The sequence below is a fragment of the Streptomyces hyaluromycini genome (genome assembly GCF_002217755.1).
GTDB lineage: Bacteria > Actinomycetota > Actinomycetes > Streptomycetales > Streptomycetaceae > Streptomyces > Streptomyces hyaluromycini.
This window is the reverse complement of sequence record NZ_BCFL01000035.1, coordinates 77,931-101,293: the sequence shown is the minus strand read 5'-3', so window position 1 is coordinate 101,293 and position 23,363 is coordinate 77,931. Positions and strand designations below refer to the sequence as shown.

The window sequence follows — 23,363 nt, the reverse complement described above, 5'->3', positions numbered from 1 at the left end:
GCTTCGTCGTGCTGTCACAGCCCCTATGAGCAGGGTGCCGACTGTAGCTGTTTGACCAGGTGGAAGACCTCGCGGGCAGCGTAGCGTTTGAGGCAACGGACGATTTCGCGTCGGGTCTTGCCCTCCTTGATCCGGCGCTCGTAGTAGTCCTGGGTACGCGCGTCGACCCGCAGACGGGTGAACACGATGCGGTGGAGCGCGGCGTTGGCCTGCCTATCGCCGCCGCGGTTGAGGCGACGGAACTGCCGGCGTCCCGAGGAACGCTCGACAGGGCTGACTCCGCACAGCGGGCGCGCTTCATGCTCCACTTGCGCCGCACCATCGCCGCCACAGCCGGAATCCCCCAACGCCTGCTCCACAAGGTCGCCCGCGTCTCGTACGCCAAGGTCGCCGAGTACCAGCGGCGCGGACTGATCCACTTCCATGCTGTGATCCGCCTCGACGGCCCCGCAGGCTCCTACCCCCCACCACCCGCATGGGCCACGCCCGAGACGTTGGCCGATGGCGTCCACACTGCCGCCGCCCGCGCCCACGTCGACGGCCCGGAAATCGACGGTCGGGCCTACTCCTTCAGCTTCGGCAAGGAGCTGGACGTCAAGGTCATCCAGTCCACCGCCTTCCAGCCCGGGACCACGATCACCGAGGGCAAGGTCGCCGGGTACGTGGCGAAGTACGCCACCAAGGGCGCCGAAAGCGCGGCTGGCACCCTCGACCGCCGACTGAAGCTGATCGCCGAACTCGGCCAGGAGACCATTCCCGAGCACGCCGCCCGCATGATCCGCACTGCTTGGGCCCTCGGCGCCCGCCGCGACCTCGCCCACCTGAAACTGCGGGCCTGGGCCCACATGCTCGGCTTCCGCGGCCACTTCTCCACCAAGACCCGCGCCTACTCCACCACCCTCGGAGCGCTCCGGGCCGCCCGCGCCGCCTGGCAGAGCCGTCACACCCCCGACCCCGAACCGACCACCCTCGTCCTCGCCCACTGGGCCTACGACGGCACCGGACTCACTCCCGACCACGAACGCCTCGCCGCACTCATCAGCGGCAGCGCGGCGCGCGAACAGGCGGTGACAGTCGGTGCGTGACGACGAACTCCTCACCGTCCCCGAGGCGATGGCCCGTCTCAAGATCGGCCGCTCCGCCCTCTACGACCTCCTGCGCACCCGCCGCCTGGCCTCCCTGACCATTGGCCGCGCCCGCCGCATCCCCGCCCACGCCCTCGCTGACTACGTTCAGCGCCACCTGGAAGAGGCCACCCGATGACCGCGCCCAAGCGCAAGAAGACTCGCGCCAACGGCGACGGAACCGTCTACCAGCGCAAGGACGGCCGCTGGGAAGCCGCCGGATACGTCCTCGCCCCCGGCAACACCCGCAAACGCGTCCGCGTCTACGGCAGCTCGCGCACTGAGGCGCTGGCCAAGCTGACCGAGAAGATCGCCGCCAGCAACCGCGGCGTCCCCATCGTCACCGCACAGGGCAGCCTCGCGGCGTACCTGACGTACTGGCTGGAGAACGTCGCCGCCCACCACCTCCGCGAGACCACCCACACCCGCTACACCGCCGTCGTCGAGCAGTACCTCATCCCTGGCCTCGGCCGGAAAAAGCTCGCCAAGCTCACCGCCAAGGACGTCCGCACATGGCTCAATGCTCTGCGGATCGTCTGCCAGTGCTGCGAACGCGGCACCGACGCGGGGCACGACCCGCAGGCCCAGGCCAGCCGCCGTCCGCGCTGCTGCGCGATCGGCCAGTGCTGCCGCAAGCGCCTCTCCCCGGTCACGCTCGCCTACATCCACTCCGTGCTCAAATCCGCCCTGGAACACGCCGTGAGAGAGGAGGAAATACCCCGCAACGTCGCCCGCAACGTCCGCACCGGAACACCCCGCCCCCGCCGCTTCAACCCACTCTCCGCCGACGAAGCCCGACGCTTCCTCACCGCCGCCCAAGGCCACCGTCACGCCGCCCTGTTCGAACTCGCCCTGCGCACCGGACTGCGCAAGGGCGAACTCCTCGGCCTGCGCTGGGAAGACCTCAACCTCGACGCCGGCACCGCCACCATCCGACGCACCCTCCAGCGCACCCGTACCGGCGGTCTGACCACCCTGCCGACCAAGACCATCAGCTCCGAACGCCGCATCGCGCTGCCTGTCTCCTGCGTCGCCTCGCTTCGCGCGCACCGCGGCCATCAGGCATGCGAGAAGAAGAAGGCGGGCGCGGACTGGCAGGGCAGCGGCCACGTCTTCACCCGGTCCGGCGGACACCCGATCGAACCCGCCACCCTCACACGCCACTTCAACGCCCTACTCCGCAACGCCCGCCTACGGCCCATCCGGTTCCACGACCTCCGCCACTCGACGGCAACCCTGCTCCTGGAGCAAGGCGTCGAACTCGTCGTCATCAAGGAACTCCTCGGCCACGCCCACATCGGCGTCACCGCAACTGTCTACGCCCACGTTCGCCTCCGACTCCAGCGCCAGGCCATCGACCTCCTCGGCCACACCCTCGGCAGCCTCAACGGCACCGCCGCCGAGGCCGACGACGGAGACGACCCGCCGCTTTATGCAGCTCCCGTCCGCTGACGTTGCCGTCAACTACTGCCGTCAGAGCCTCCAGGAACACCGTAGCGGCCCCATCGGTAACAAATCCGATGGGGCCGCTCGAAATCTGGACGCAATTACGGCTTAAGTGCCTTAGAAACCAAGAACTCCAGGAATTCCTGGTTCTCAGGAATCACTTCCCTAGTTTCGTGATCAAGAAAGGTCACCCGATCCAGACACGCGCCATTCTCGACCATGAATCCCCAAAGATCTCCAGTTCCAACTGGAGAAAATGCCACGAAATCAGCATCCCACCAGCGTTCAGTGTTGACGGACTGAAAGTCCTCTACACTTCCTTGCCGCGGACCCAGCGGGAAGATGTCGAGGAATCCGAATCCACCGCCACCCACGGTTGCCATGAAGCACCTATAGGAGAGAGGCAGGACTACTCGAAAGTTGGCCTCAATATCGGCGATTTCCTCTTCAGAGGCCCGCCACCCTTCAAAGCCTTCAAACCAGAATGGGTGAGTCGATCTGACCTGTTCAAGCAAGGTCTCAAACTCCGAGTAGTCCACTTCATTCCAGCCCTTCTAGCCGCCGTCAGGGGCCTCCCAGATCCTCCGCTGGCCAGTTATCGAACCATGCCTCCGGACCGTAGGCGCTTCCCCAGCCTTGCTCCATCGAACGATACCACCAGTGCAACTGTGTATCTTGGCGACGCATCGGGCCATCCACACCTTGATTAAAGGGGTTGCGGTGAATGTCTGCATTGAGGTGGAAATCCTGATCCAGCTCATGGATTGGCGCCCCAGGCATCTGGTCAGCATGGTGAATCTGAAGACGATCACCAAGCTGATTCGGGCGAAGTCCACGCGTTCCGCGCCCAATATCGTTCTTCGTCCAAGGCCCACTCACCCGCGTGGCATCATCCGCCGGGCCATACCCGGTTCCTTCTGCATCATCATAATTCCCCAGCTTGGGGCAGACATTGTGCACAAGAATTGGCGTACCGCCCGCCACCACATAGTACGTGTGGAGTTGCTGGACGGTGAGGTTCCAGCGATCTGCCGTACCGGGGGTGGGACGGGTCGCGACGACGTAGGCGTGACCGTTGGCGGCGGTGTTGAGGGCGTCGCCGCGGTGGAGTAGACCGGCGGGGACCCAGGTGTGGGTGGTGTCGTCCCAGAAGGGGTGCTTGGCGGTGGTGTGGAGGGTGGCGGTGTGGCCGTTCTTGGTGCGGATGGTCAGGTCGAGGAGGTCGTGGTCGTGGTTGATCCATACGTGCTGGACGGTGCGGGTGCCTTCGTGCTTTCCGGTCTCGGGGTCCGCGGCTTCGACCTTGTCGCCGGGTTTGATGTCACCAATGGGTTTGGTATGGCCGTTGGCTATGAGTGGGCGGTTCGTGAGTTGATGTCCGTTCCGGACTTGGTTACTGCTTCTTGCTGAAGGTGCCGGGCTCGGCTTCGGTGAGGATTCCTATTGTGACCAGGCGTTTCATCTTGGCGCGGGTGCGTTCGACGTGTTTCGGCAGGAGCTCGAAGTCGAGGGCCTGACAGATGTCGCGGGCTCTCAGCGGACCGGTGGTGTCGTTGAAGACGGCGAGGATGCGCGGGTAGTCCGGGTGCTCGGGCAGCTCCAGACTTCCTGCTGGGTCGACCGTCTGGGCCGGGATTCGGTCGGCGAGGCCGGTGATGGTCGTGCGGGTGATGGCGAGGTGTTCCAGGCGTAGCTCGGCCTCACGGAGTTGGGTCTGCAGGGCGTCGATCTGGGTGCGGAGATCGTCGGCCAGGGCCCGGGCGGCGTCTTCCTGAAGGTCGAGTGCCTGGAGGAGAGGGTTCAGGTTCACGCGCCGGCCGCCCGCGGATCGCGCCAGGTGAGCGTGTTCGTGTCGGTGAGCCGACGGGCTATGACGTGGGTCATGGCCCAGTAGACGCGTGAGGCGGAGGAGGCCGGGCGGTGTTCGTAGTCGCGGACCAGCCGCCGGTGCAGTATCAAGATCCCGAACGTCTGCTCCACCCGCCACCGTTTCGGTTGCGGAACGAATCCCTGCTCCTCAGGGTTCCGCTGGACGATCTCGACGTCGATACCGAGGGCGGCCCCGTGCGTGACGACCTGGTTTTTGAAGCCCTGGTCGACCAGGGCTTTGCTGACCGAGCCGCCGGCCGCGACGGCGACCTGGTCGAGCAGAGTGATGCCGGCGGCGTTGTCGTGGACGCTCGCGGCCAGCACGGTGACGGCGATCACCAGGCCGAGGACGTCCACGGCCAGTCCCCGCTTGCGGCCCGGTACCCGTTTCGCGGCGTCTTTGCCCGTCGTGGCCGCGGGGACCCCGGTGGCCGCCCGGACACTCTGGGTGTCCAGGATCACCAGGGTCGGGTCCTCTAATCGCCGGTTCCTCTCCCGCACCTGGCAGCGCAGGAGTTCATGGATCTGCTGGTCGGTGCCGTCGTCCCGCCAGGCGGCGAAGTAGTAGTACGTCGCGCTCTTCGGCGGCAGGTCGTTCGGCAGGAGAGCCCACTGACAGCCGGTCCGGGACTGGTAGAGGATCGAGTTCACGATCTCCCGCATCGAGTAGCGGCCCTGGTGGCCGCTGGCGGAACGGTGCCGGTTCTTCCAGGCCGTGAGCACCGGCTCGATCAACGCCCATTGCTCGTCCGTCAAGTCGCTCTGGTACGGCTTGCGTTCACTCACCCCACCGATCCCAGCAGGCCACCGGCATCGGACCGGCACGTTCCGCCTCCGTCCACACCATCAGGCGACACCAGAATGTCCCATATACTCACGAACCGCCCTCTCAGAGGGCGTTTATGCAGGTCAGGCCCTATATGTGGCTCTCATACCTGCCCCGCTCTGAGGGTTTTCATCCCGTAGGCGGCGAATGGCCTTCGCTGGAACGGAGAATCGGTCGTCCATCTCGTTCGCTTCCGTACCCGGAAGTCCGTCTGGTTTGAAGATGCCACGGAATCGCCTGATGGACAGCGGAACCGAGCCTTCCGGCTCGCCCGCGATCACGCTACCTCGTGAGCGAGCGCAAGCCGTACCCCAGCGACCTGTCCGACGCCCGATGGGCCCTGATCGAGCCGACGCTGACGGCCTGGAGAAAGGCACGGCTCGACCGCAGACCAACCGGGCAGCCGGCCAAGGTCGATTTACGCGACGTCTTCAACGCGATCCTCTACGTGAACCGCACGGGAATCCCCTGGAAATACCTCCCGCACGACTTCCCGAGCCATGGCACTGTCTATGCCTACTACGCCGCGTGGCGCGACGAAGGGATCTTCGTCCAGCTCAATTACGACCTGACGGGACTGGCCCGGGTGAAGGAGGGGCGCAAGCCCGAGCCGACCGCCTCCGTGATCGACACCCAAAGCGTGAAGACCTCCAGCAACGTGCCCCTGACCAGCCAGGGAACGGATGCGGCCAAGAAGATCGTCGGGAGGAAGCGCGGCATCCTCACCGACACGATCGGCCTCATCCTCGCCGTCACTGTCACCGCCGCCAGCCTGTCGGAGAACACTCTGGGAATGCGCCTCCTCGACCAGGCGAAGGAGAAGTACCCGACCATCTCCAAGAGTTGGGTCGACACCGGATTCAAGAACGCCGTCGTCGAACACGGTGCCCGACTCGGAATCGATGTCGAAGTCGTCAACAGAAAACCGGATACCCGTGGGTTTCACGTTGTGAAGAGGCGCTGGGTGGTCGAGCGGAGTATCGGTTGGATCATGATGCACCGCCGCCTCGCCCGCGACTACGAGACCCTCACCGCCAGCTCTGAAGCCATGATCCACATCGCCTCGGTCGACAACCTCGCCCGGCGCATAACGGACGAGACCACCCTCACCTGGCGAGGAACTTACTAGGGCATCAAGGGCAATCTGCCTACTTCAAACGCCCTCTCAGAACGCAGCAGCGGGCAGCTGGAGCAGCATGACGCTGATGGTCCAGTCACCCAACATGAACGACGCCTCCCAGTGGAACCAACTCGCCTACGGCGGCGGCGCCAGCATGTCGGTCACCTACAGCTACCGGCCCAGGCTCAAGAACGGCACCGGCACCCCGGCCATCAAGCCGTCCACGGTGAACCTGGGCAAGACGATGACCACCACCCACACTCCGACGCTGTCCGCGCGCGCGGTGGATCCCGATCTGGCCGGCGGCAGCGAGCTGGTGCGCATCGAGTACAACGTCTACAACTCCTCGGGCACCCTGATACACCAGGGCTTCGGACCCAGCACCGACTCCAAGAAACGCGCCCGGTACAACACCAACGGCAGCGACTGGACGACCCCGAACCTGCCCGATGGCACCTACACCTGGAAGGCCACCGCGCAGAACGCCGCGGGCTACTGGGCCGGAACCGGATCGGGCACCTGGACCAAGACCCAGACCTTCACCGTGGACACGACCGCGCCGCCCATGCCCACCATTACCTCCAGCCAGTTCCCGGCCGGACAGATCGGCGCCGCCTTCGGCGACAAGGGCACCTTCACACTCGGCAACAACCACACCAACAACATCACCGGTTACCTGTTCGCTCTGGACGCCACACTCGGAAACACCGTCTACAGCAGCAACAACGTCACGAAGTTGAACTCCACGACCAAAATCACGCCGGGCCAGGCGTACTACGTCACGTCGGACAACGGCCCCGGTACCGGAACGTCGGTCGTCAACGGCAGTGCCTCCCCCGCCTTCGCCCCTGGCACCACAGGTCCTCACAAGCTGTACGCCAAGGCGGTGGACCAGGCCGGCTCGACGTCCGTCCAGGCGACCTACGGCTTCTACGCCGGAACCAGCACCCCGACCTATGCCTACGGCGACAAGATGATCAGCGGCTGGACCGCGACCAACACCGACGGCACGACCACCACCGTGCCCAAGGCGACAGCCACCACCAAGGGCGGCCAGCTGATCAGCCAGGCCGCCGGCAGCGGCTACGAGTTCGCCGACGGCTACCAAGCCTGGCTCGCCAACAAAAGCACCACCTCAAAGGTCGTCTCCGGCGACAGCGCCACCTTCAGCTTCGACATCCCCAAAGACGGTCCATGGAGCTTCGGGGCCAACCTGACCAAGGCCAAGGACTACGGCATCTACCGGCTGGTCCTGGACGCGGGCAAGAGCACCCAGACAACACTGCTCAGCGGCTACGACGCCTACAGCTCCTACACCACCACCCACTTCGTCGACCTCGGCATGCCCAAGGACGCCAACGGCCAACTGCTCACCCTCAAACAGGGCGTGCACACCCTCACCCTCACCCTCACCGGCAACAACTCCAAGTCAGTAGGTTTCCAGGCGGGCATCGACGTGCTACGACTCGCCCCGGCACTGACCTGCGCAATCAACGACACCAGCAGCTGCCTGAACAACACCGCGACCAGCACCTTCACCACCACGACCAGCCCCGCCGACGCCGACGGATCCGGCAACAGCATCAACTCCGCCGACTTGACGAGCACCTCGGGCTGGCAGAGCGGCAAGACAGTGACCGTCGACGGCGCCACCATCACCCTGCCGAAGTTCGGCACCGGCACCTACGACAACATGCTGGCCTCCGGCCAGACCGTCACCCTGCCGGACACTGGCACAGTGAACACCGGTGACGCCCTGGTCTTCCTCGCCTTCGCCACCGGCGGCCCCGCCAAGGGCACCAACGGCACCATCACCTACGCCAATAACAACTGCCGCCCAGGCGGCGACCCCATCCAGCCTTACCAGCTGGACACTGTGCCCGACTGGCTCAGCGGCCCCGCCTCCGCTGCCGCGCTCACGCTGGTCCACGAAAACCATCACGACAACACCCAGACCAGCCCGACTGCCGGACCCAAGATCTACGCCATCAGCGTCCCGCTCCAATGCCCAGGTTCGGTCATCAGCAGCATCACCCTGCCTCTGTTCACCAACGGCGTCCAGCAGAACCAGCCGGCCCTGCACATCATCGATATGGGCATACGACCGATGGCCCTCACAGGCAGCGGATCCAGCACCCAGCACTGGGTCGGCACGTGGTCCTCCGCCCAGGACACCGCCAAGGTGCAGCAGTCCGGCGGCAGCACGGCCATTGCCAACGGGCAGCAGACCCTGCGCATCCCGGCACACGTCAGCATCGGTACCGACGACAGCAGCGGTGTGCGCATCCATCTGTCCAACGCCCTGGGCACCACACCCGTGACCTTCGACGCGGCCTCCGTGGCCCTGCAGGACACCACCACAGGCGGCGCCACGACGGCCGCGGCACCCACGCCCCTGGCCTTCGGCGGCCATGCGTCCGTCACCATCCCCGCAGGCGCCGACGTCACCAGCGACCCGGTGAACCTGGCCCTCGCGCAGCAGGGGACCGTGTTGGTAAGCCTGCAGGTGCACGGCTCGGTCTCGGCTTTGCCCGGTCACGCCACGGCGCAAACACCTGTGTGGATCAGCGACCCAGCAAACCGGACGCTTGACACCTCAGCCGCGAACTACACGCAGACGACGTACACCGGTCTGCCCTACGTGACCGGAATCGACGTCACCACCCCCACCTCCACGCCTACCGGCTCGGTGGTGCTCTACGGCGACCAGAACATCAACGGTGACACCGCAGGCAGCGGCAACAGCCCGTACCACCTCAGCGATGCCATCACCAACGCCCTGGTCAGCGACACCAACGGGGACAACTCTGTCGATTACGGCGTCCTCAACGCGGGCACCAACAGCGTCAGCCTGAGCAATAACCTGCTGCCACAGATCACCAACAACGCCACCCCGAGAAACGCGCTCAACCCACTGGACCGTAACGTCCTGTCCCAGGGCAATGTGCGCACCGTCCTCGTCTCCACCGGCGCCGCCGACCTGCTCAACTGCACCGGTACCGCCGACACCTGCGCCACAAGCGTCGAGAACGGCCTGCAGTCGCTCAACAGCCAGCTCATCTCGTACTACACCGACGACGGGCAGCCCTACGACGACCATCAGCCGGTGGCGGAGAACTCCAACATCACCGTCTACATCGCCACCATCCCGCCATTCACCGCCGCCCACCCGGGAACAGCGACGCAGGAAGCCGCACGCGAGCAGGTCAACAACCGTCTGACCGAAGACTTCTCGGGCCGGCTCATCGACTTCGCCGCGGCGGTCTCCACGGACGGCACGGCAACGTCCGCCACCGTCAAAGCCGCCGACCTGACCAACGGCAACCCTTCCAGCACCTACTACGACGACCTGGCCGCCCGCTACCTCGGCGACACCAACAACCCTGATGCGATCGCCATCGCGCCAAACCTGATCGTCCCAGTCGCCACCGGCAGCGACACCCCCGACAACGAATGGGACCTGGCCGCCGACGGAACCGACCAAAGCGGCGACAACCCGTTCACCGCGGTCGGCGGCTCGAGCTTCAACGCAGCCGGGCCCGACGCGGTCAATGCCCCCGCCGCCGCCACCTCCTTCGACGGCAGCACCGGCTTCCTGGAAAGCGACCACACCGCCGTCAACACCCTCGACGACTACACCGTCTCCGCGTGGGTCAAGCTCGACTCGGCAACCGGCCCCGCCACCGCCATCTGCGAAGGAACCAGCCAGCACCAGGCGTTCTACCTCGGCTACGACCGAGGCAACCAGGGCTGGATGTTCCAGACCACGACCACCAACGACGACACCTCCGACTTCCCCACCGCGGAAGGAGACGCCGGTACCGGAGCCCTGGGCACCTGGACCCACCTCCTCGTCACCTACACCGCACCCGTGGACGGCGACGACAGCACCGGCGTCATGTCCATCTACCAGAACGGCACCCTCATGGGGACCGCCACCAACCTCACCCCGCAGTACGACTCCTCCATGCCCCTCACCATCGGCGGCTGCGTCAACGACCCCACCGCCAACTCCCCGTACAACGCCTTCCCTGGCTCCGTCTCTGACGTCCAGGTCTACCCCTACGCCATGCCGGCCGGCGACGCCGACGCGGCCAGTGTGATCGTGCCCAACGGTTGGCAGAACGGCATGCCCGAGGACGACTGGAAACTCGCCGCCAACGGCACCGACACCGCCTCCCTCAACCCGCTCACCCCGACCGGCGGTGCCACCTTCAGCACCGACGCACCCAGCGGAATGTCCGGCAGCGTCTCATTCGACGGCAGCACCGGCTTCCTCAAAAGCAAGCAGAGCGCGGTCAACACCCTCGGCGACTACACCGTCTCCGCCTGGGTGAAGATCAACTCAGCCCTCGGCACCACCGCCGTCTGCCAGGGCACCACCCAACACCAGTCCTTCTACCTCTCCTACGACAAGCCCAGCGCCGCCTGGATGTTCCAGACCACCACCACCAACGACGAGAACTCCGACTTCCCCACCGCCGAAGGCGACCCCAACAGCGGCCCGACCGGCACCTGGACCCACCTCGTCGCCACCTTCCGGGCACCCGTCCCGGGAGGCTCCACCACCGGCAACATGGCCCTCTACCAGAACGGCACCCTCATCGGGACCGCCACCAACCTCAGCCCCCAGTACGACTCCTCCATGCCCCTCACCATCGGCGGCTGCATCAACAGCGCCTCCGCCACCACCCCGTACCTCGCCTTCCCAGGCTCCGTCGCCGACGTCCACATCTACCCCCGCACGCTCTCGGCGACCGAGATCAGCGCACTGCACTGACACCCCACGCCAGCCCAGGGCCCGCGCCGACTCCGACAGGAGCGGCGCGGGCCCGCCCACGTCCTCGGCGGCGGCCACACCCAGCCGGCGAACGGACCGACACCGTCGAGCGTCCCCGAAGACCAGCTTGCGGAGACCACCCACGAGATCACGCCCGCCAGCGCAACCCCCTAGCACAGGCGCGTTGCCGAAATCGAAGCGGCACACCACAGGCGCATCCACCGGGAAGCCGCCACAGAAGAGGCCCGCATCAAGTACGTCGAGACTCAGCGCGCGCTATCCACCATCGCGCCAGCCATGCCGCCGAGCCAGACCAAAACACAACCAGCCGACGGGGGCTTCGTCGCGCTGCCAGCTGTCACGGGCGAGTCACGAACCCCGTGGACACCCTCTCGGCACAGGATCTCAAAACTGGACATATATGCCCGCATAAGACTGGATGGACGGCTCTGGACGGCTTCTACGACATGTGCCAGGTGGTACCAAGCGACGGTCCCAAGATCAGGACCGGAGCGTCTTCTGGCCCGTCAAAGCGGTATTGGAGGGTGTTCGGTGGTGTCTCGCTCACCCGTCAGACCCTCTCATCTCTCACGAGACCTCACATGGCCGGTCCCAACCTAAGGGCTCTTGGCCCTCTCGCTACGACCGGCCCGGCACTGCCGGAACCCTCCGGGTCCAGGTATGTGTTCTCCGGCGCGTACACGTGATCGTGTCGACAGTGGATCCTCCGGGAGCGTGATCTCCCCCGGTCCCGGCGTCGAAGAGCTTCCTCACGCGTCACGGCTTCCGGGTGATGCGGGTTGCAGCAACGAGCGTGGTGGAATCCCCGTGGCACAGCGTGACTCACCTGAAAGCCTTCCGGGATCTCCCCAACCAGCAGCTGAAACCCCACATGGTGAACGAGTTCCGTCTTCTCCTGGTAGGCGACGGTGCGGTAGCCGGACGCGCCCTCCCGATTGCAGCTACCGGCCCACAGCCAGCAGCCGAACTCGGGTCCACCTCGATCTTGCGGGCGGATCGCGGCAGCCCTCCCCGTCCGACCTCCCACCCCGCTCCTCCGCGGTCCGGGTGGGACACCGCGCCGCACGCGGCACACCGAGCGGCGGGAGCGGATCGGCAGCGCGGAATCGGGCCACGCCGGGGGCGTCACGTGGCGTGCGGACGGGTCCGGTCCCGGCCGGCGGTCATCCGGGGTCCGGCCCGGTGGACGCGGTGGCTGTGAACGTGGTGCCACGGTTGTGAGGATGCGGTGGTCGCCGCACACCCCTGGGGTGAGTCCGCGCCCCGCCCCCGGCTGCGTCACGCCGCCCCCGGCCGACCGTCAGCCCTGGCGATCGCCGGCGTCGACCGCCCGTCGCCGGCCGGTCACGAGGAGGGCCCGTGGTATCTCGACCCCGTGCCGTTCCACTCCTCCGGGTCCGCGGCCCGGGAGTGGTGGTTCATCGTGCCGGACGACGGGTGGTTCGCCGCTCCGCCCACGGGGGAACCGACGATGACGGCGGCCAGGATGAACGGCAGCGCCAGGACGGCGGCAAGCAGGGACTGACGCAGCGGAACGCCGGATTTGCATCGCTTCACTTCATGTATCCGTTCTGGTGAGTTCTGCGCCGCGTGCCACCGGGCCCGCAGCGATTGGCCATGCTGGCAGGCCGTGATCAATGGGTGATCAATGTGCAGGTCGGGCGGTGAATCGGTGGCTGCTGCCCAATGCCCCGACGGCCGCCTCCGCGACGGGAGCACCTTCCCGCGGGCCGTGAACGACGTCATGGAGCGACGCTCCGGTCCGTCGTCAGGCCACCCATGATGTCCGCGTCGTCGGCCAGGATCGCCTGGTGCAGCGCATGCAACTGCCGTCCGGGGAAGATTCCCAGGTCGTCGGCGAGCAGCTGGTACGCCTCGCGATAGGTGGCCAGCGCGGCGTGGCGTTGGCCGGACCGCCACAGGGCCATCATGAGATCCGCGCGCAGTCGTTCCTGGTGCGGATGATCAGCGACCGTGGCGAGGAGTTCGGGAATTATCTCGAAGTGCTGACCGTCCGCGAGCTGCGCCTGGAAGTACTTCATCAGCAGTCCGAGCCGGAACTGTTCCAGCCTGGCCGCCTCGGCCTGCATGACCAGAGTGTGGGTGAGCCCGCTCAGAGGCTTGCCCCGCCACAGCCGGATCGCCTCACGCAGCAGCCTGCCGGCCTCCTTGGGCGCACCGTTGTGGAGGCTTTCCTGGCCGAGCTGCCACAGTTGCTGGCACCGCTCCAGGTCGACCTGATCGGACTCGGCCGTGAGCTGGTACCCGTCGCTGGTCGTGATCAGACGGACGCCGGTCGCGTAGGCGAACTGCCGGCGCAGGCGGCTCACGTACAGTTGGATGTTCTTCTTGGCGCTTGAGGGTGGTGCCTCTCCCCAGACAGCCTCGATGATGTCGTCGACCGAGACGTGCCGGTTGGCATGGAGACACAGGTAGGCGAAGAGGATCTGCGGCTTCGCTCCTCCCGGGGACACGGTGACACCGGACACGAGGATCTCGAGCGGCCCTAAGAGATTCAGCTGAGTGGGGCCGGTCTCGACCCCCGCGTCCGGGTCGGCGTCCGAACGGGACGTTCCGCCGCCCTGCCACGCTCTGCGCATGAGCTCCACTCCTACCCCCTTACGAGAAACAAGGACCATCCGGGGAAACGGCGACGCGTCCTGATGACGGGCCACGTGTCAGACGAGGGGCAGGGCATAGACTCATCCGGATTCCTATTTTATGAACTCATCGGCGACCCGGGGCGGCCACGAATTGATTTGCAGTATTCCCGTCGAGTAGGCGAGCGCGATCAGCGCCACCCGATTCGGCATGCCGAACTGCCGGAGCATGCGCGAGATGTGGTAATCGACGGTCTTGGGGCTGATGAATAAACGTGAGGCCAGGAATTCTGATGTCAGTCCTGCCGCGGTTCCTTCGAGGATTTTCGCCGCCATCTCACCGATGACCAGACTCTCGCTGACGGTCTTCGGCCCGGCGGGGTCCGTGGGGTGGAAGAGCTGTATGACCACGGCCCTGTTCGGCGAACTACCCCACAGGGCTGTCGCCGTGAGCACGGCCCTGAGCGGTGTGGCAGACCGTCGCCGCAGTGCTATGCGATGACTGAACTGGTCCCGGTCTCCGACGAGCAGCTGGTTCAGGTCGCGATCGAGAGCCTCGCGGAGGTCCGATTCTATGAGGTAGCGAAACGGCTTTCCGTACAGCTCCTCGCCCGACCCGCCGAACTGTCGGAAGAATTCAGGACTCCCGTACTGCATCTGGTGCTTGCGGTCGAGAAAAACCAAGACCTCTCTGTCCGTTGTCAGCGCAGAATGACCCATTCGTGCTCCTGTGGCTTTCGACTGCACCCTGCCGGCCCGATCGACGGCGACTCGCAGGGCAGACCTGTCGTAGGCGCCGCTGGGCATGGAGCGCTGCACGCGCCCGACCTGTTCGGTTACGGCCATACTGGCTCACGGCGATCAGCGCACGATCAGTGCGGAATCGATGGGTGCGGGCGCCGCCCGCACCCGGGTGCAGCGAGCGGAGCGGCACCGGGCGCCGGCGGACCGTCCGGTCCCCGGGCCGCTACGACGACGGGCCGGCCGGGGTCCTCGGACCGGTGCCCGGTGTCAGCACGGCTCCGGACGCCCGGTGGCGACCGGTGCGGCCTCCGGCGTCGGGACGCGCGGGATCACCGCGGATCGGCGTATCCGGCGGCCAGGTCACCGAGCGAGACCGGTGCACCGGGATCGGGCAGGGCGGCAAGCCTGGTCCGCCTCGCGTGGTCCACCAGGTCCTGGGGGGTCAGACCGGCCAGTGCCTTGCTCACGTGTTCGAGCATGGCGGTGGCGGCGGCGAGGACGGCTTCGTCGTCCAGGGGACGCGCTTCGACGTTCATCGCCCTGGCCGTGAGCTTCTGGAGGCTGCGGAACAGATCGCCCTTGTGGACCTCACGGATCGTCAGTGACAGGTGCACGGACAGGCCGCCGCTGCCGACTGCCTCGTGGGCGAAGGCGCGTGGGATGTACAGGACGTCCCCGGCATGCACGGTGGCGCGCAGCACCTCCGCCGGCTTCTCCCCTTCCACACTCCCCTCGCGCCATTCACCGTTCGCCGGTCCCTCGTAGACACGCCAGTCCTTGCTGCCGGCCAGTTGGAGAACGAGCACATCGGCGTCGTCGCGATGCAGTGGAGCTCCCTGGGCGCCGGGCGGGGTGACGAAGCAGAACGCCTCCACCGGCCGCTGGAGTTCGGCCGAGAGGCGGGCCAGCAGATCGCGGGTGGGGCGGTGCCACTGGTCGACCCGGTGCATGAGCAGGGTCGCGCCCTGCTCGATCAGTCCCCGTATCTTCTTCTGGTCGGCGAACCCCGGGTGGGAGACGCCTCGGACCGAACGTGCCGAGACGTAGGTGTCGGTGGGCAGGGGACCCTCGGCGCCGGTCATCTCCAGGTAGGGCTCGTGCAGGAAGCCGCTGGCGAGGGCGTCGTCCACGTCGGCCGGCGTGAAGGGACTGACGAGGGAGCCGTCGGGAGTGAAGACACCGGGACGGCGGCGCCAGTGGTCGGCGGCGAAGGCCGCCGGGTCGCCGACCCACCGGGACAGTGTCGTGGAGTGCGCAATGGTCATGTCGTGCGTTCCTCTCTGTGCTCGGACGATGTGCGCCGGGGCACGTGGGGCCGGAGAACGGGCAGGTCGCCCCGCTCGAAGCGCTGTTTCGTCTCGGAGATCCGCACCTTGCCGCTGGTCGTCACGGGAAGGCCGCCGGCGGGCAGCAGGGCGACCTCGGAGACGTACAGGTCGAGGACCTGGGCGAGCCGGCGCCGTACCTGGGCGGCCACCCGCGCGGGGGACGGTGCGCCGGAGCCGCCGGTCACTTCCGACACCAGGCACAGGAGTTCGCCGGCCGCCTCGTCCTCGACGGTGAAGGCGGCGCACCGGCCCGGTCTGAGGCCCGGTACGGCGGCACAGGCCGCGGTGATGTCCGCCGGGTGGAAGTTGCGGCCGCGGTGCACGAGTACGTCGTCCGTCCGTCCGAGGACGAACAGCTGGCCGCCGTCGAGGAACCCGAGGTCCCTGGTGGGATGCCAACGGGATCGCCGGACCGGCCTGCGCCAGTAGCCGCTGAAGAGTTGCGGGCCCCGGATGTGGATCTCTCCCACGCGGTGCGGGTCCTGGCGGCCGTCGCCGATGCGTACCCGGGTTCCCGGCAGCGGGACGCCCGAGGAGAGCAGGGTGGTGGAGGGGGTTCCCCGCCCGGCGCGGACCACGCGGCCCGCACGCAGTGCTTCGGTGCTGACGGCGAGGCGGAGCGGCGGGAGTTCGGGGGTGGTGGCGGTGACCGTGAGGGTCGCCTCCGCCATCCCGTACGAGGGACACAGGACCTCGGCCCGGAACCCCGCTGCCGCGAACCGGGCGGCGAACCGCTCGGCGGTGGCGGTGCGGACCACCTCACCCGCGCTGCGCGCGACCCGCCAGGCACGCAGGTCCAGGGTGGCCATCTCGTCGTCGGTGGTCTTGCGCGCGCACAGGTCGTACGCGAAGTCGGGAGCGCTGGACAGCGTGCCGCGGCAGACGGTGAGAGCGGAGAGCCATTCCGCCGGACGGCGGGCGAAGCGCTCGGTCGGCAGGAGCACGGACTCGTATCCGCTGAACAGCGGCCTGAGGATTCCGGTGATCAGACCCATGTCGTGGCTGAGCGGCACCCATGTCACGGCGACGTCGGCCGGGCTCTCGCGGTAGCAGACGGCCGCCTGGCGGCAACTCGACCGCAGGGCACGGTGATCGATGACGACGCCCTTGGGAGAGCCGGTCGATCCGGAGGTGTACTGGAGAAAGGCGGGTGTTCGCGGGCTCACCCGTACGTCGGGCGCGCCGCCGCGCTCCGGCACGGCGGCGGCGACCGCCGGCAGCTCCTCCCAGGTGCGGATCCTGACCCGCGTGGCGGAGTCCTCCAGCGCGGGGCGCACCGTGTCCCGCCACGCTTCCGTGGTGATCACGAGAGCCGGGCAGCAGTCCCGAACGACGGCACGCAGTCGCTGCTCGAACGCCTCCGCGCGCATCGTGCGCGGGCCCGGGGCGGGAACCGCGACGAGTCCGGTGCCGATCACGGCCAGCAGGACGGCGGCGAACGTCTCGTCGTTCGGCAGCACCAGGACCACCCGTTGTCCGGGTTCGGCGTCCAGGCCCCGCAGCGCGCGGGCGACGGTGTCCACCAGCCGGTCCAGTTCCCCGAAGGTCGTACGGCGCCGGATCTCCCCTTCGTCCCAGCTGGTCAGGGCGATGGCTTCCGGCCGCTGCCGGGCGTGGTGCCGGAGCCATCCGGTGGCTGTGACGGAGTCGTGGGCCGGTCCTTCGCTACCGGGGGCCACGCGGAGCGCTCCGGGCCAGGACGCCGAGATCGGCCCGCCTCAGCTTGCCGCTGGGCGTACGGGGCAGGGAGCCCGAAACCGCGAGCACGACGCGCGGACAGGGCAGGTCCAGTTCTTCCGCCGTGGCCTCGATGGCGGGCACCGGGTCCTGGAAGTCGGCACCGTGACCGTGTTCCACGAAGCACACCGGTCGGTCGCCGGCGCCGTCGAGGGCGGCGGCGTCGGTGACTCCGGGCAGCAACCGGATGTCGTGCTCCAGTCGCGCCATCCGGATCTCCCGCGGGCTCTCGGCCCGGCCGAGGACGAACAGATGTCCCTCGTCGTCGAGATGGCCCACGTCCCCGGTCTTCAGCACGCCGGTGTCGGTCGGATCCCGGTCGGCCGCCCGCAGCCGGATGTCTATGTCCCCGGTCTCGCCCGCGGGCACGGGCCGGCCCTCCCGCGAGATCTCGACGCGGATCCCCGGCAGGGGCCGTCCGACGGATCCGGGCCTGGCCAGCCACTCCGCCGTGGTGATCTCGGTGATGACACCGTGGGAGGTGCCGTAGTACTCGTGCAGGACCGGCCCGAACAGGTCGATGGCCGCGCGCTTGACCCCGGGTGGGCAGGCGGCTCCGCCGTGGAAGACGACCTGGAAGGGGTGGCTCGGTGCCGCGCCGGCCTCGACGAGGTCGGTCAGGCGGTCGGGGCTGAGCATGGCGCTGTCCGCACGGTGACGGTCCGCCAGTTCCGTGAAGGCGTCGCAGGACCAGCTTCGCTGGACGACGACCGTGCTGCCCGCCTGCAGCGCGTACAGGGCGGGGCCGAGAGTGCCCAAGTGGTAGGTGGGGTTGGCCATCAGGTGCGGGCCCCGGCCGGCTCCGGCGCCGTAGCGTTCGACGACCGCGACCCCGCGGTACGGCCTGCGTGGACGTGTCCGCGCCACGGCCTGCGGCAGTCCGGTGGTACCGGAGGTGGCGAACACGAGGCGGCCCGCGGCCGGCGGCGTCGCGGGCGTGGCGGGGCCGTCCGTCCGGGCCGTCAGCTGCGTGTCGGTCACGACCGGGCAGGGCAGGGCGGGTCCGTCGGCCCAGGGCCGCGCACTGATGTGTACGGCGGTGGACACCGAGGCGAGCAGGGACGGTCCCATGGGAATCCCGAGCAGCTCACGGTCGATGGGGAAGAGACCGAAGCCGTGTCGCAGCGCGGCCAGGGCCAGCGCGAAGAAGGCCGGTCCGGTGGGAATGTCGGTCGACACGACCGCGCCGTCCGGGATCCCGTGGGCGCGCAGCCCCCGGGCCAGGGCGTCCGCGCGGCCGGTGAGATCGCCGTAGGTGCTCTGCTCGCCGTCGGCGATCACGGCCACGCGGTCCGGGTGGGTCCGCGCGGTGGCCCAGGGGTCCCAGAGATAAGGCTTCATGATTCCTCAGTGCTTGGCTGTCGACGAGGCGGGAGAGGTCTGCGCGAGCGCGGCGGCGAGTGCCGCGAGGTCGGGGAGGCTGACGACCAGTTCGACATCGACCTCGACGCCCAGGCTCTCCTCCAGACGGAGGCTCAGTTCGACCGCGGTGATGGAGTCGCCGCCGAGGGCGAAGAAATCGTCCTCGGGCACGACCGGCCTGCCGAACACCTCGCTCACGGCGGTCAGTACCTCGTCGATCGGCGTGTCGGACATGGCGCCTTCTCTGCTGGGGGCGTGGGTCGGAATCGGGTACGGCGGGGAGGCGGACGGCCCTCACGGCTCCTGCCCGGTCATCCGGCGGGCACGGTGGCCGCCAGGCCGGCGAGCATGTCGTCCAGGACCGACTGTGCCAGCCGGCGGTCGGCCCGGTGCCCGTCGTAGAGGAGGTCGACGCACAGGCGGTCGCGGAACTCGGTGCACCGGAGGTGAAGTGCGAAGGTGTCGTGAAAGGTGATCCTGTGCAGCGGGTAGGCGTCAGCCGTGATGCGCAGACCGCCGATGTCGTCCGCGACCGCGGAGTTCCCTTCGAACCGGCGCAGGTTGACGTAGATGTCGCGGCTGACGGGTGCGCCGCCGGTCTCCTCCGCCTCCCGGGTCAGCGCGGTGAGGTCCTCGGCGTCGAGCCTCTGGTGCCGGAGCCCGTTGAGCAGTTGATCACGCACCTGTGTCCGCACGGAGAAGGCGTCGGCGCCGGCGTCGCGCAGGGTCAGCGGGCAGGAGCCGGCGAACATGCCCACCACGTCCGTGTCCCGGGACGCACGCGAGTCCATCGAGGTCCACAGTCCCACTTCGGACCTGCCGGTTCGAGTGGCAAGTGCGGTGACGAACAACCCGACCGCCGACTGCAGGACGGTGAAGCGGAACTCGGCGCACAGACCACGCAGCGCCGTGACCGTCACGGCCGGCAGTTCCGCGCTCACCATGCCTCCTTCCGCGGTGTCGGCCTCGGCGGGGCCGGTCCGGGGCCAGGAAACGCGGGTCATGAAGGCCAGGCGTTCCCGCCAGTTCGCCTGCGCCTGCTCGCGCAGCCGCTCGCTCGTCCGCTCCCGCTGCCGGACCGCCGCGTCGGCGAACGAGGGGGCGGTGTCCGGCGGGGACCCGCCGTCGCGCAGGGTCTGGTAGTCGCGCCAGACCTCATGCCCGAAGAGGTGATGGGCCCGGCCGTCGAAGACGAGGTTCTGGAAGGTGGCCAGCAGCGCGTGGTGGTTCTCGTCGTAGCGCAGCAGCCTGATGACGAACGGCCGTTGTGTGCCGTACGACCACGGGGTGACGCAGTCGCGGGACAGCAGGACCGAGGCGTAGTGGGAGAACTGTGCGGGCGAGGCGGCCTTCACCTTCACCCGTCGGACGACTTCCTCCTCGGCCTCGATGCCCCGGGTCCACTGCAACGGGTGCGGGCCCGGCACCGGATCCATCTGGAGGTGCAGGGCGTCGTGCCGGACCACGAAGGCGCGTACGGCCGCGGCGAGGGCGTCCGTGTCGAGGTCGCCCAGGATCTCGAACGCGAGCTGGGTGTTCTTGTGGGACCAGCCGCTGGAGAGGGTCTTGGTGTGGAACCACTCCTGCTCGTAGGTGAGGGGGAACGGGGTACGCACCCGTGAGGCCGTCAGGCGAGGCACAGGTACTCCGTTCCGCTCTCCTTGAGGACGGCGGGGGAACCCGCCTCGACGATGCGTCCGTCGCGCATGACGACGACCTGGTCCGCCTCGTCCATCACCGTCAGGCGGTGGGCTATGACGACGACGGTGATTCCCGCGTCCAGCAGCCCCCGCATGATGGATTCCTCGAGAGCCGGGTCGAGGGCGCTGGTCGCCTCGTCCAGGATGAGCAGTTCGGGCTTCTTCGCCAGCGCCCGGGCCAGCACGATCCGCTGGCGTTGTCCGCCCGACAGCCCGTGGCCGCCGGGGGCGACGAGGGTGTTGTACCCCATGGGCATGGCTTCGATCTCCTCGTGGATGTGCGCCAGCCCGACCGCCGTGATCAGATCCGACTTGCTGATGTCGTCGCCGCCGAAGAGGATGTTGTCCCGGATGGTGCCGCCGAAGAGGTGCGCGTTCTGGTTGACGTAGCCGATGCGCCGCCGGTAGGTGGGCCGGTCGAGTTCGGCCAGGTCGGTGCCGTCGACGGTCAGGGTGCCGCCGGTGGGTGTGTACAGTCCGGCCAGCAGCATGCCGAGGGTGGACTTCCCGGAGCCCGAACGGCCGATGACGGCCATGAACTGCCCTGGTTCGAGTTCGAAACTGACGCCGTCGAGGGTGGGCCGCGGAGCTCCCGGATAGCGGAAGCCGACCGCTTCGGCCTTGATCCGGCCAGGTCTGGCCACGCCGGTCCCGGCGAAGGCGCCCCGCGGTTCGGGGGCCGCTCGCAGGACGTCGTCGAGTTTGGCGAGGGTGGGCCGGACCGCGGCCAGCTGGGAGCCGGCGTCGAAGAGGCCTTCCAGCGGGATGAACAGGGCGATCGTCAGTGTCATGAAGCCCATGGCCTCGCCGAGCGAGTAGCGGTGGCTCAGGACCAGCCAGATCCCGGCGACCAGCACGATCAGGGGCGCGGCGAACTGCAGCGTGCGGCTGAGGGACGCGAACAGGGCGAGGTCGCGGCGGGCGCTCAGACGCTTGTTGACCTCATGGACCAGGGTGTGCGACCAGCGCTCCACCGCCCGGCCGTCCATGCCGGCGGCCTTGAGGGTGGTGATGCTCTCCAGCATCTCCACCAGTTCCTCCTGGGCCTTGGTCTGGCGTTCGAGGACTTCCTGGCTCAGTCCGGTCTGCCGGCGCCAGGTCAGCAGGAGGATGGCGGTCTGCACGACGACCAGCACGGTGACGAGAAGCGACAGGAGCGGGTTCGCGACGGCAATGGCGATCAGATAGACGACGATGAGCAGGCTGTCGAAGAGGGCCGAGACCGCGGTGAGGCTCAGGACCTGGACGAGCACGTTGCTGGTGCGGACCCGTAGCGCGAGATCACCTGAGTTGCGCACGGTGAAGAAGTCGTAGGGCAGGTCCGCCATATGCCCGACGATGCCCAGGGTGAGCCGTTTCTCGATGACGGCCTGGCGCCTGGTGACCAGAAACGATCGCGCCACTGACAGGGAGAAATAGAGGACGACCAGACCGGCCAGGATGGCGCAGGCCGTCCACGCTCCGCCGGTGGACCGGTTGCCGAGGACGCGTTCGACCAGGAATCCGGCGGTGAGCGGCAGGGCGAGTTCGAAGGCCATGAGTCCGGCGGAGGAGGCGAGGATCAGCGCCAGTTCCCGGCCGTGCGGCAGAAACTGCCGCAAGCGGTGCCAGGGGCCGGGGAGTTCACTGCCGCGTCGGCGCCGGCCGGAGCCGGCTTCGAGCGGCTGCTCGAACTCCAGGGCCACGCCCGTGAAGGACTCGGCGACCGTTGCCATGGTGAGCCTGCGGCGTCCATGGACAGGGTCGACGACATCCACATGGTCTTTGCCGGCTCCCTCCAGGACGACGAAGTGGTTGAAGTTCCAGAACAGGATCGAACCGGGGGACAGCCGCGCCAGGGCTTCCGTGCCGGCGCGTACGCCGCGGCCCTTGACGCCGTATTCGCGGGCGATCTCCAGGAGGGTGCGGGCCGATGCGCCATTGCGTCCGGAACCCGCACGCGCGCGGATCTCGTCGAGGGACACGTCCACGCCGTGGTGGCGCAGCACGGTCACGAGAGCGGCGGGACCGCAGTCGCTGACCTGGGTTTGGAAGCAGACCTGCAGCCGCGCTCCGCGTGTGCGTCGTCTGAACCGCTCGCGGACCGCCGTGATCCGCTCGGCTGCTCCCTTGGGCCGGGTCACGGCAGGAGCGTGACCGAAGACCGGTCCAAGGCCATCGCTCCTGCGATGGTGTTCGAGCGCCTCGGCGTTGAAACGCGAATCGCCAGGCATGAGTCCCTTCCCGTTGTGAGTCACTGGCCTGTCTGCCCGCGACAGGACGTCCGGACGTGAGCCGTCGGCCCGTCCGCCGAAGAAGCGCAGGCCCCCTCGGCGGACGGACCGCGGACTTCAGATCGTCAGATGACGCAGGTGAGGGAAATCCCGAACTGGCCGCCGACGATGTCGTCCAGCTCCTCTTCCGACAGGTCGGAAATGTCGATGTCGTCGAAGTTTTCCATGACTTCTCTCTTTCGCAGGGGCTTCTTCGCATCCGTGGATCGGATTCTGTAACCAGAGAACTGTGTCGAGCCACACCAAGAAATCACCGAAAAGCGATGCCCGGACGAAATCCACTACAGGCACCGAACCACCTGACGAGAGGAAGCACAGGGGATGTAATGCGTTCACTTCACGTCCGGATGACCGAACGACTGAACCGTAGAGAGCGACTTTCGATCAGTCAAGCCTCGATTTCCCGTCCGCCGACACTGTGAACTGAATAGGC

18 protein-coding genes and 1 pseudogene are annotated in these 23,363 nt (G+C 67.7%); 5 read left to right on the top strand and 14 right to left on the bottom strand.

Features of this window, described 5'->3' with window-relative positions; translation table 11 throughout:
• Nucleotides 1-23: 23 nt before the first annotated feature.
• Nucleotides 24-293 (bottom strand): annotated as a pseudogene (locus tag SSP29_RS45835) (transposase); the annotation flags it as partial.
• Between the two features lie 6 nt (nucleotides 294-299).
• On the opposite strand from SSP29_RS45835, the gene SSP29_RS45830 reads away from it, so the two are divergent.
• From SSP29_RS45830 to SSP29_RS45820, 3 genes are read left to right on the top strand one after another with little or no spacing between them, the layout of a single operon-like run.
• On the top strand, nucleotides 300-1,085 hold the full coding sequence (locus tag SSP29_RS45830) for a replication initiator (RefSeq protein ID WP_174856064.1): 786 nt from the start codon (nucleotides 300-302) through the stop codon (nucleotides 1,083-1,085).
• Nucleotides 1,078-1,263 (top strand): helix-turn-helix domain-containing protein, encoded by a 186-nt coding sequence (locus SSP29_RS45825; protein ID WP_089106925.1) that lies wholly within the window; start codon nucleotides 1,078-1,080, stop codon nucleotides 1,261-1,263. The genes SSP29_RS45830 and SSP29_RS45825 overlap by 8 nt, the downstream gene beginning before the upstream one ends.
• Nucleotides 1,260-2,576: a tyrosine-type recombinase/integrase gene (locus tag SSP29_RS45820; protein ID WP_089106924.1), complete on the top strand. Its 1,317-nt coding sequence runs from the start codon at nucleotides 1,260-1,262 to the stop codon at nucleotides 2,574-2,576. The genes SSP29_RS45825 and SSP29_RS45820 overlap by 4 nt, the downstream gene beginning before the upstream one ends.
• A gap of 95 nt (nucleotides 2,577-2,671) precedes the next feature.
• On the opposite strand, the gene SSP29_RS45815 is transcribed toward SSP29_RS45820, so the two are convergent.
• From SSP29_RS45815 to SSP29_RS45800, 4 genes are all read right to left on the bottom strand, one after another.
• Nucleotides 2,672-3,109 (bottom strand): SMI1/KNR4 family protein, encoded by a 438-nt coding sequence (locus tag SSP29_RS45815; protein WP_089106923.1) that lies wholly within the window; start codon nucleotides 3,107-3,109, stop codon nucleotides 2,672-2,674.
• A 25-nt stretch (nucleotides 3,110-3,134) separates the two neighbouring features.
• The gene (locus tag SSP29_RS45810) at nucleotides 3,135-3,890 is read right to left on the bottom strand and encodes a polymorphic toxin-type HINT domain-containing protein (RefSeq protein WP_245883549.1); all 756 of its coding nucleotides are present in this window, start codon (nucleotides 3,888-3,890) and stop codon (nucleotides 3,135-3,137) included.
• A gap of 73 nt (nucleotides 3,891-3,963) precedes the next feature.
• A complete protein-coding gene (locus tag SSP29_RS45805) occupies nucleotides 3,964-4,380 on the bottom strand; it encodes a hypothetical protein (protein WP_089106921.1) in 417 nt (138 codons plus the stop codon).
• The gene (locus tag SSP29_RS45800) at nucleotides 4,377-5,225 is read right to left on the bottom strand and encodes an IS5 family transposase (RefSeq protein WP_089106920.1); all 849 of its coding nucleotides are present in this window, start codon (nucleotides 5,223-5,225) and stop codon (nucleotides 4,377-4,379) included. The genes SSP29_RS45805 and SSP29_RS45800 overlap by 4 nt, the downstream gene beginning before the upstream one ends.
• Before the next feature lie 329 nt (nucleotides 5,226-5,554).
• On the opposite strand from SSP29_RS45800, the gene SSP29_RS45795 reads away from it, so the two are divergent.
• Together SSP29_RS45795 and SSP29_RS60625 are read left to right on the top strand one after the other, a co-directional pair.
• Nucleotides 5,555-6,394, top strand: coding sequence for an IS5 family transposase (locus SSP29_RS45795; RefSeq protein ID WP_089106919.1), 840 nt, complete (start codon nucleotides 5,555-5,557; stop codon nucleotides 6,392-6,394).
• Between the two features lie 67 nt (nucleotides 6,395-6,461).
• Nucleotides 6,462-11,165 (top strand): LamG-like jellyroll fold domain-containing protein, encoded by a 4,704-nt coding sequence (locus tag SSP29_RS60625; RefSeq protein WP_150136215.1) that lies wholly within the window; start codon nucleotides 6,462-6,464, stop codon nucleotides 11,163-11,165.
• Between the two features lie 1,365 nt (nucleotides 11,166-12,530).
• Here the strand turns inward: SSP29_RS60625 and SSP29_RS45785 are convergent.
• The 9 genes from SSP29_RS45785 to SSP29_RS45745 all read right to left on the bottom strand — a co-directional run bounded on the left by SSP29_RS45785 (nucleotide 12,531) and on the right by SSP29_RS45745 (nucleotide 22,780).
• Nucleotides 12,531-12,743, bottom strand: a complete 213-nt coding sequence (locus tag SSP29_RS45785; protein WP_089106918.1) for a hypothetical protein — start codon at nucleotides 12,741-12,743, stop codon at nucleotides 12,531-12,533.
• A 185-nt stretch (nucleotides 12,744-12,928) separates the two neighbouring features.
• Nucleotides 12,929-13,786, bottom strand: coding sequence for an AfsR/SARP family transcriptional regulator (locus SSP29_RS45780; RefSeq protein WP_167450166.1), 858 nt, complete (start codon nucleotides 13,784-13,786; stop codon nucleotides 12,929-12,931).
• Between the two features lie 114 nt (nucleotides 13,787-13,900).
• The gene (locus SSP29_RS45775; protein WP_089106916.1) at nucleotides 13,901-14,632 is read right to left on the bottom strand and encodes a helix-turn-helix transcriptional regulator; all 732 of its coding nucleotides are present in this window, start codon (nucleotides 14,630-14,632) and stop codon (nucleotides 13,901-13,903) included.
• 227 nt (nucleotides 14,633-14,859) lie between these two features.
• On the bottom strand, nucleotides 14,860-15,795 hold the full coding sequence (locus tag SSP29_RS45770) for a JmjC domain-containing protein (protein ID WP_089106915.1): 936 nt from the start codon (nucleotides 15,793-15,795) through the stop codon (nucleotides 14,860-14,862).
• Nucleotides 15,792-17,537, bottom strand: coding sequence for an AMP-binding protein (locus tag SSP29_RS45765; RefSeq protein WP_089106914.1), 1,746 nt, complete (start codon nucleotides 17,535-17,537; stop codon nucleotides 15,792-15,794). Before SSP29_RS45765 ends, SSP29_RS45770 begins: the two co-directional genes overlap by 4 nt.
• Nucleotides 17,524-18,936 carry a class I adenylate-forming enzyme family protein gene (locus SSP29_RS45760; protein ID WP_089106913.1) on the bottom strand — a complete coding sequence of 471 codons (1,413 nt, stop codon included), beginning with the start codon at nucleotides 18,934-18,936 and terminating at the stop codon, nucleotides 17,524-17,526. The genes SSP29_RS45765 and SSP29_RS45760 overlap by 14 nt, the downstream gene beginning before the upstream one ends.
• A gap of 6 nt (nucleotides 18,937-18,942) precedes the next feature.
• Complete coding sequence (locus SSP29_RS45755; protein WP_089106912.1) at nucleotides 18,943-19,191, bottom strand: acyl carrier protein; 249 nt, start codon at nucleotides 19,189-19,191, stop codon at nucleotides 18,943-18,945.
• Between the two features lie 77 nt (nucleotides 19,192-19,268).
• A complete protein-coding gene (locus tag SSP29_RS45750; RefSeq protein WP_167450165.1) occupies nucleotides 19,269-20,597 on the bottom strand; it encodes a condensation domain-containing protein in 1,329 nt (442 codons plus the stop codon).
• Nucleotides 20,585-22,780, bottom strand: coding sequence for a peptidase domain-containing ABC transporter (locus SSP29_RS45745; protein ID WP_167450164.1), 2,196 nt, complete (start codon nucleotides 22,778-22,780; stop codon nucleotides 20,585-20,587). Before SSP29_RS45745 ends, SSP29_RS45750 begins: the two co-directional genes overlap by 13 nt.
• Nucleotides 22,781-23,363: the final 583 nt, after the last annotated feature.

Coding starts and splice junctions, on each gene's coding strand:
- SSP29_RS45830 (WP_174856064.1), top strand. CDS start 300: ATGCTCCACTTGCGCCGCACCATCGCCGCCACAGCCGGAATCCCCCAA.
- SSP29_RS45770 (WP_089106915.1), bottom strand. CDS start 15,795: ATGACCATTGCGCACTCCACGACACTGTCCCGGTGGGTCGGCGACCCG.
- SSP29_RS60625 (WP_150136215.1), top strand. CDS start 6,462: ATGACGCTGATGGTCCAGTCACCCAACATGAACGACGCCTCCCAGTGG.
- SSP29_RS45820 (WP_089106924.1), top strand. CDS start 1,260: ATGACCGCGCCCAAGCGCAAGAAGACTCGCGCCAACGGCGACGGAACC.
- SSP29_RS45775 (WP_089106916.1), bottom strand. CDS start 14,632: ATGGCCGTAACCGAACAGGTCGGGCGCGTGCAGCGCTCCATGCCCAGC.
- SSP29_RS45755 (WP_089106912.1), bottom strand. CDS start 19,191: ATGTCCGACACGCCGATCGACGAGGTACTGACCGCCGTGAGCGAGGTG.
- SSP29_RS45760 (WP_089106913.1), bottom strand. CDS start 18,936: ATGAAGCCTTATCTCTGGGACCCCTGGGCCACCGCGCGGACCCACCCG.
- SSP29_RS45780 (WP_167450166.1), bottom strand. CDS start 13,786: ATGCGCAGAGCGTGGCAGGGCGGCGGAACGTCCCGTTCGGACGCCGAC.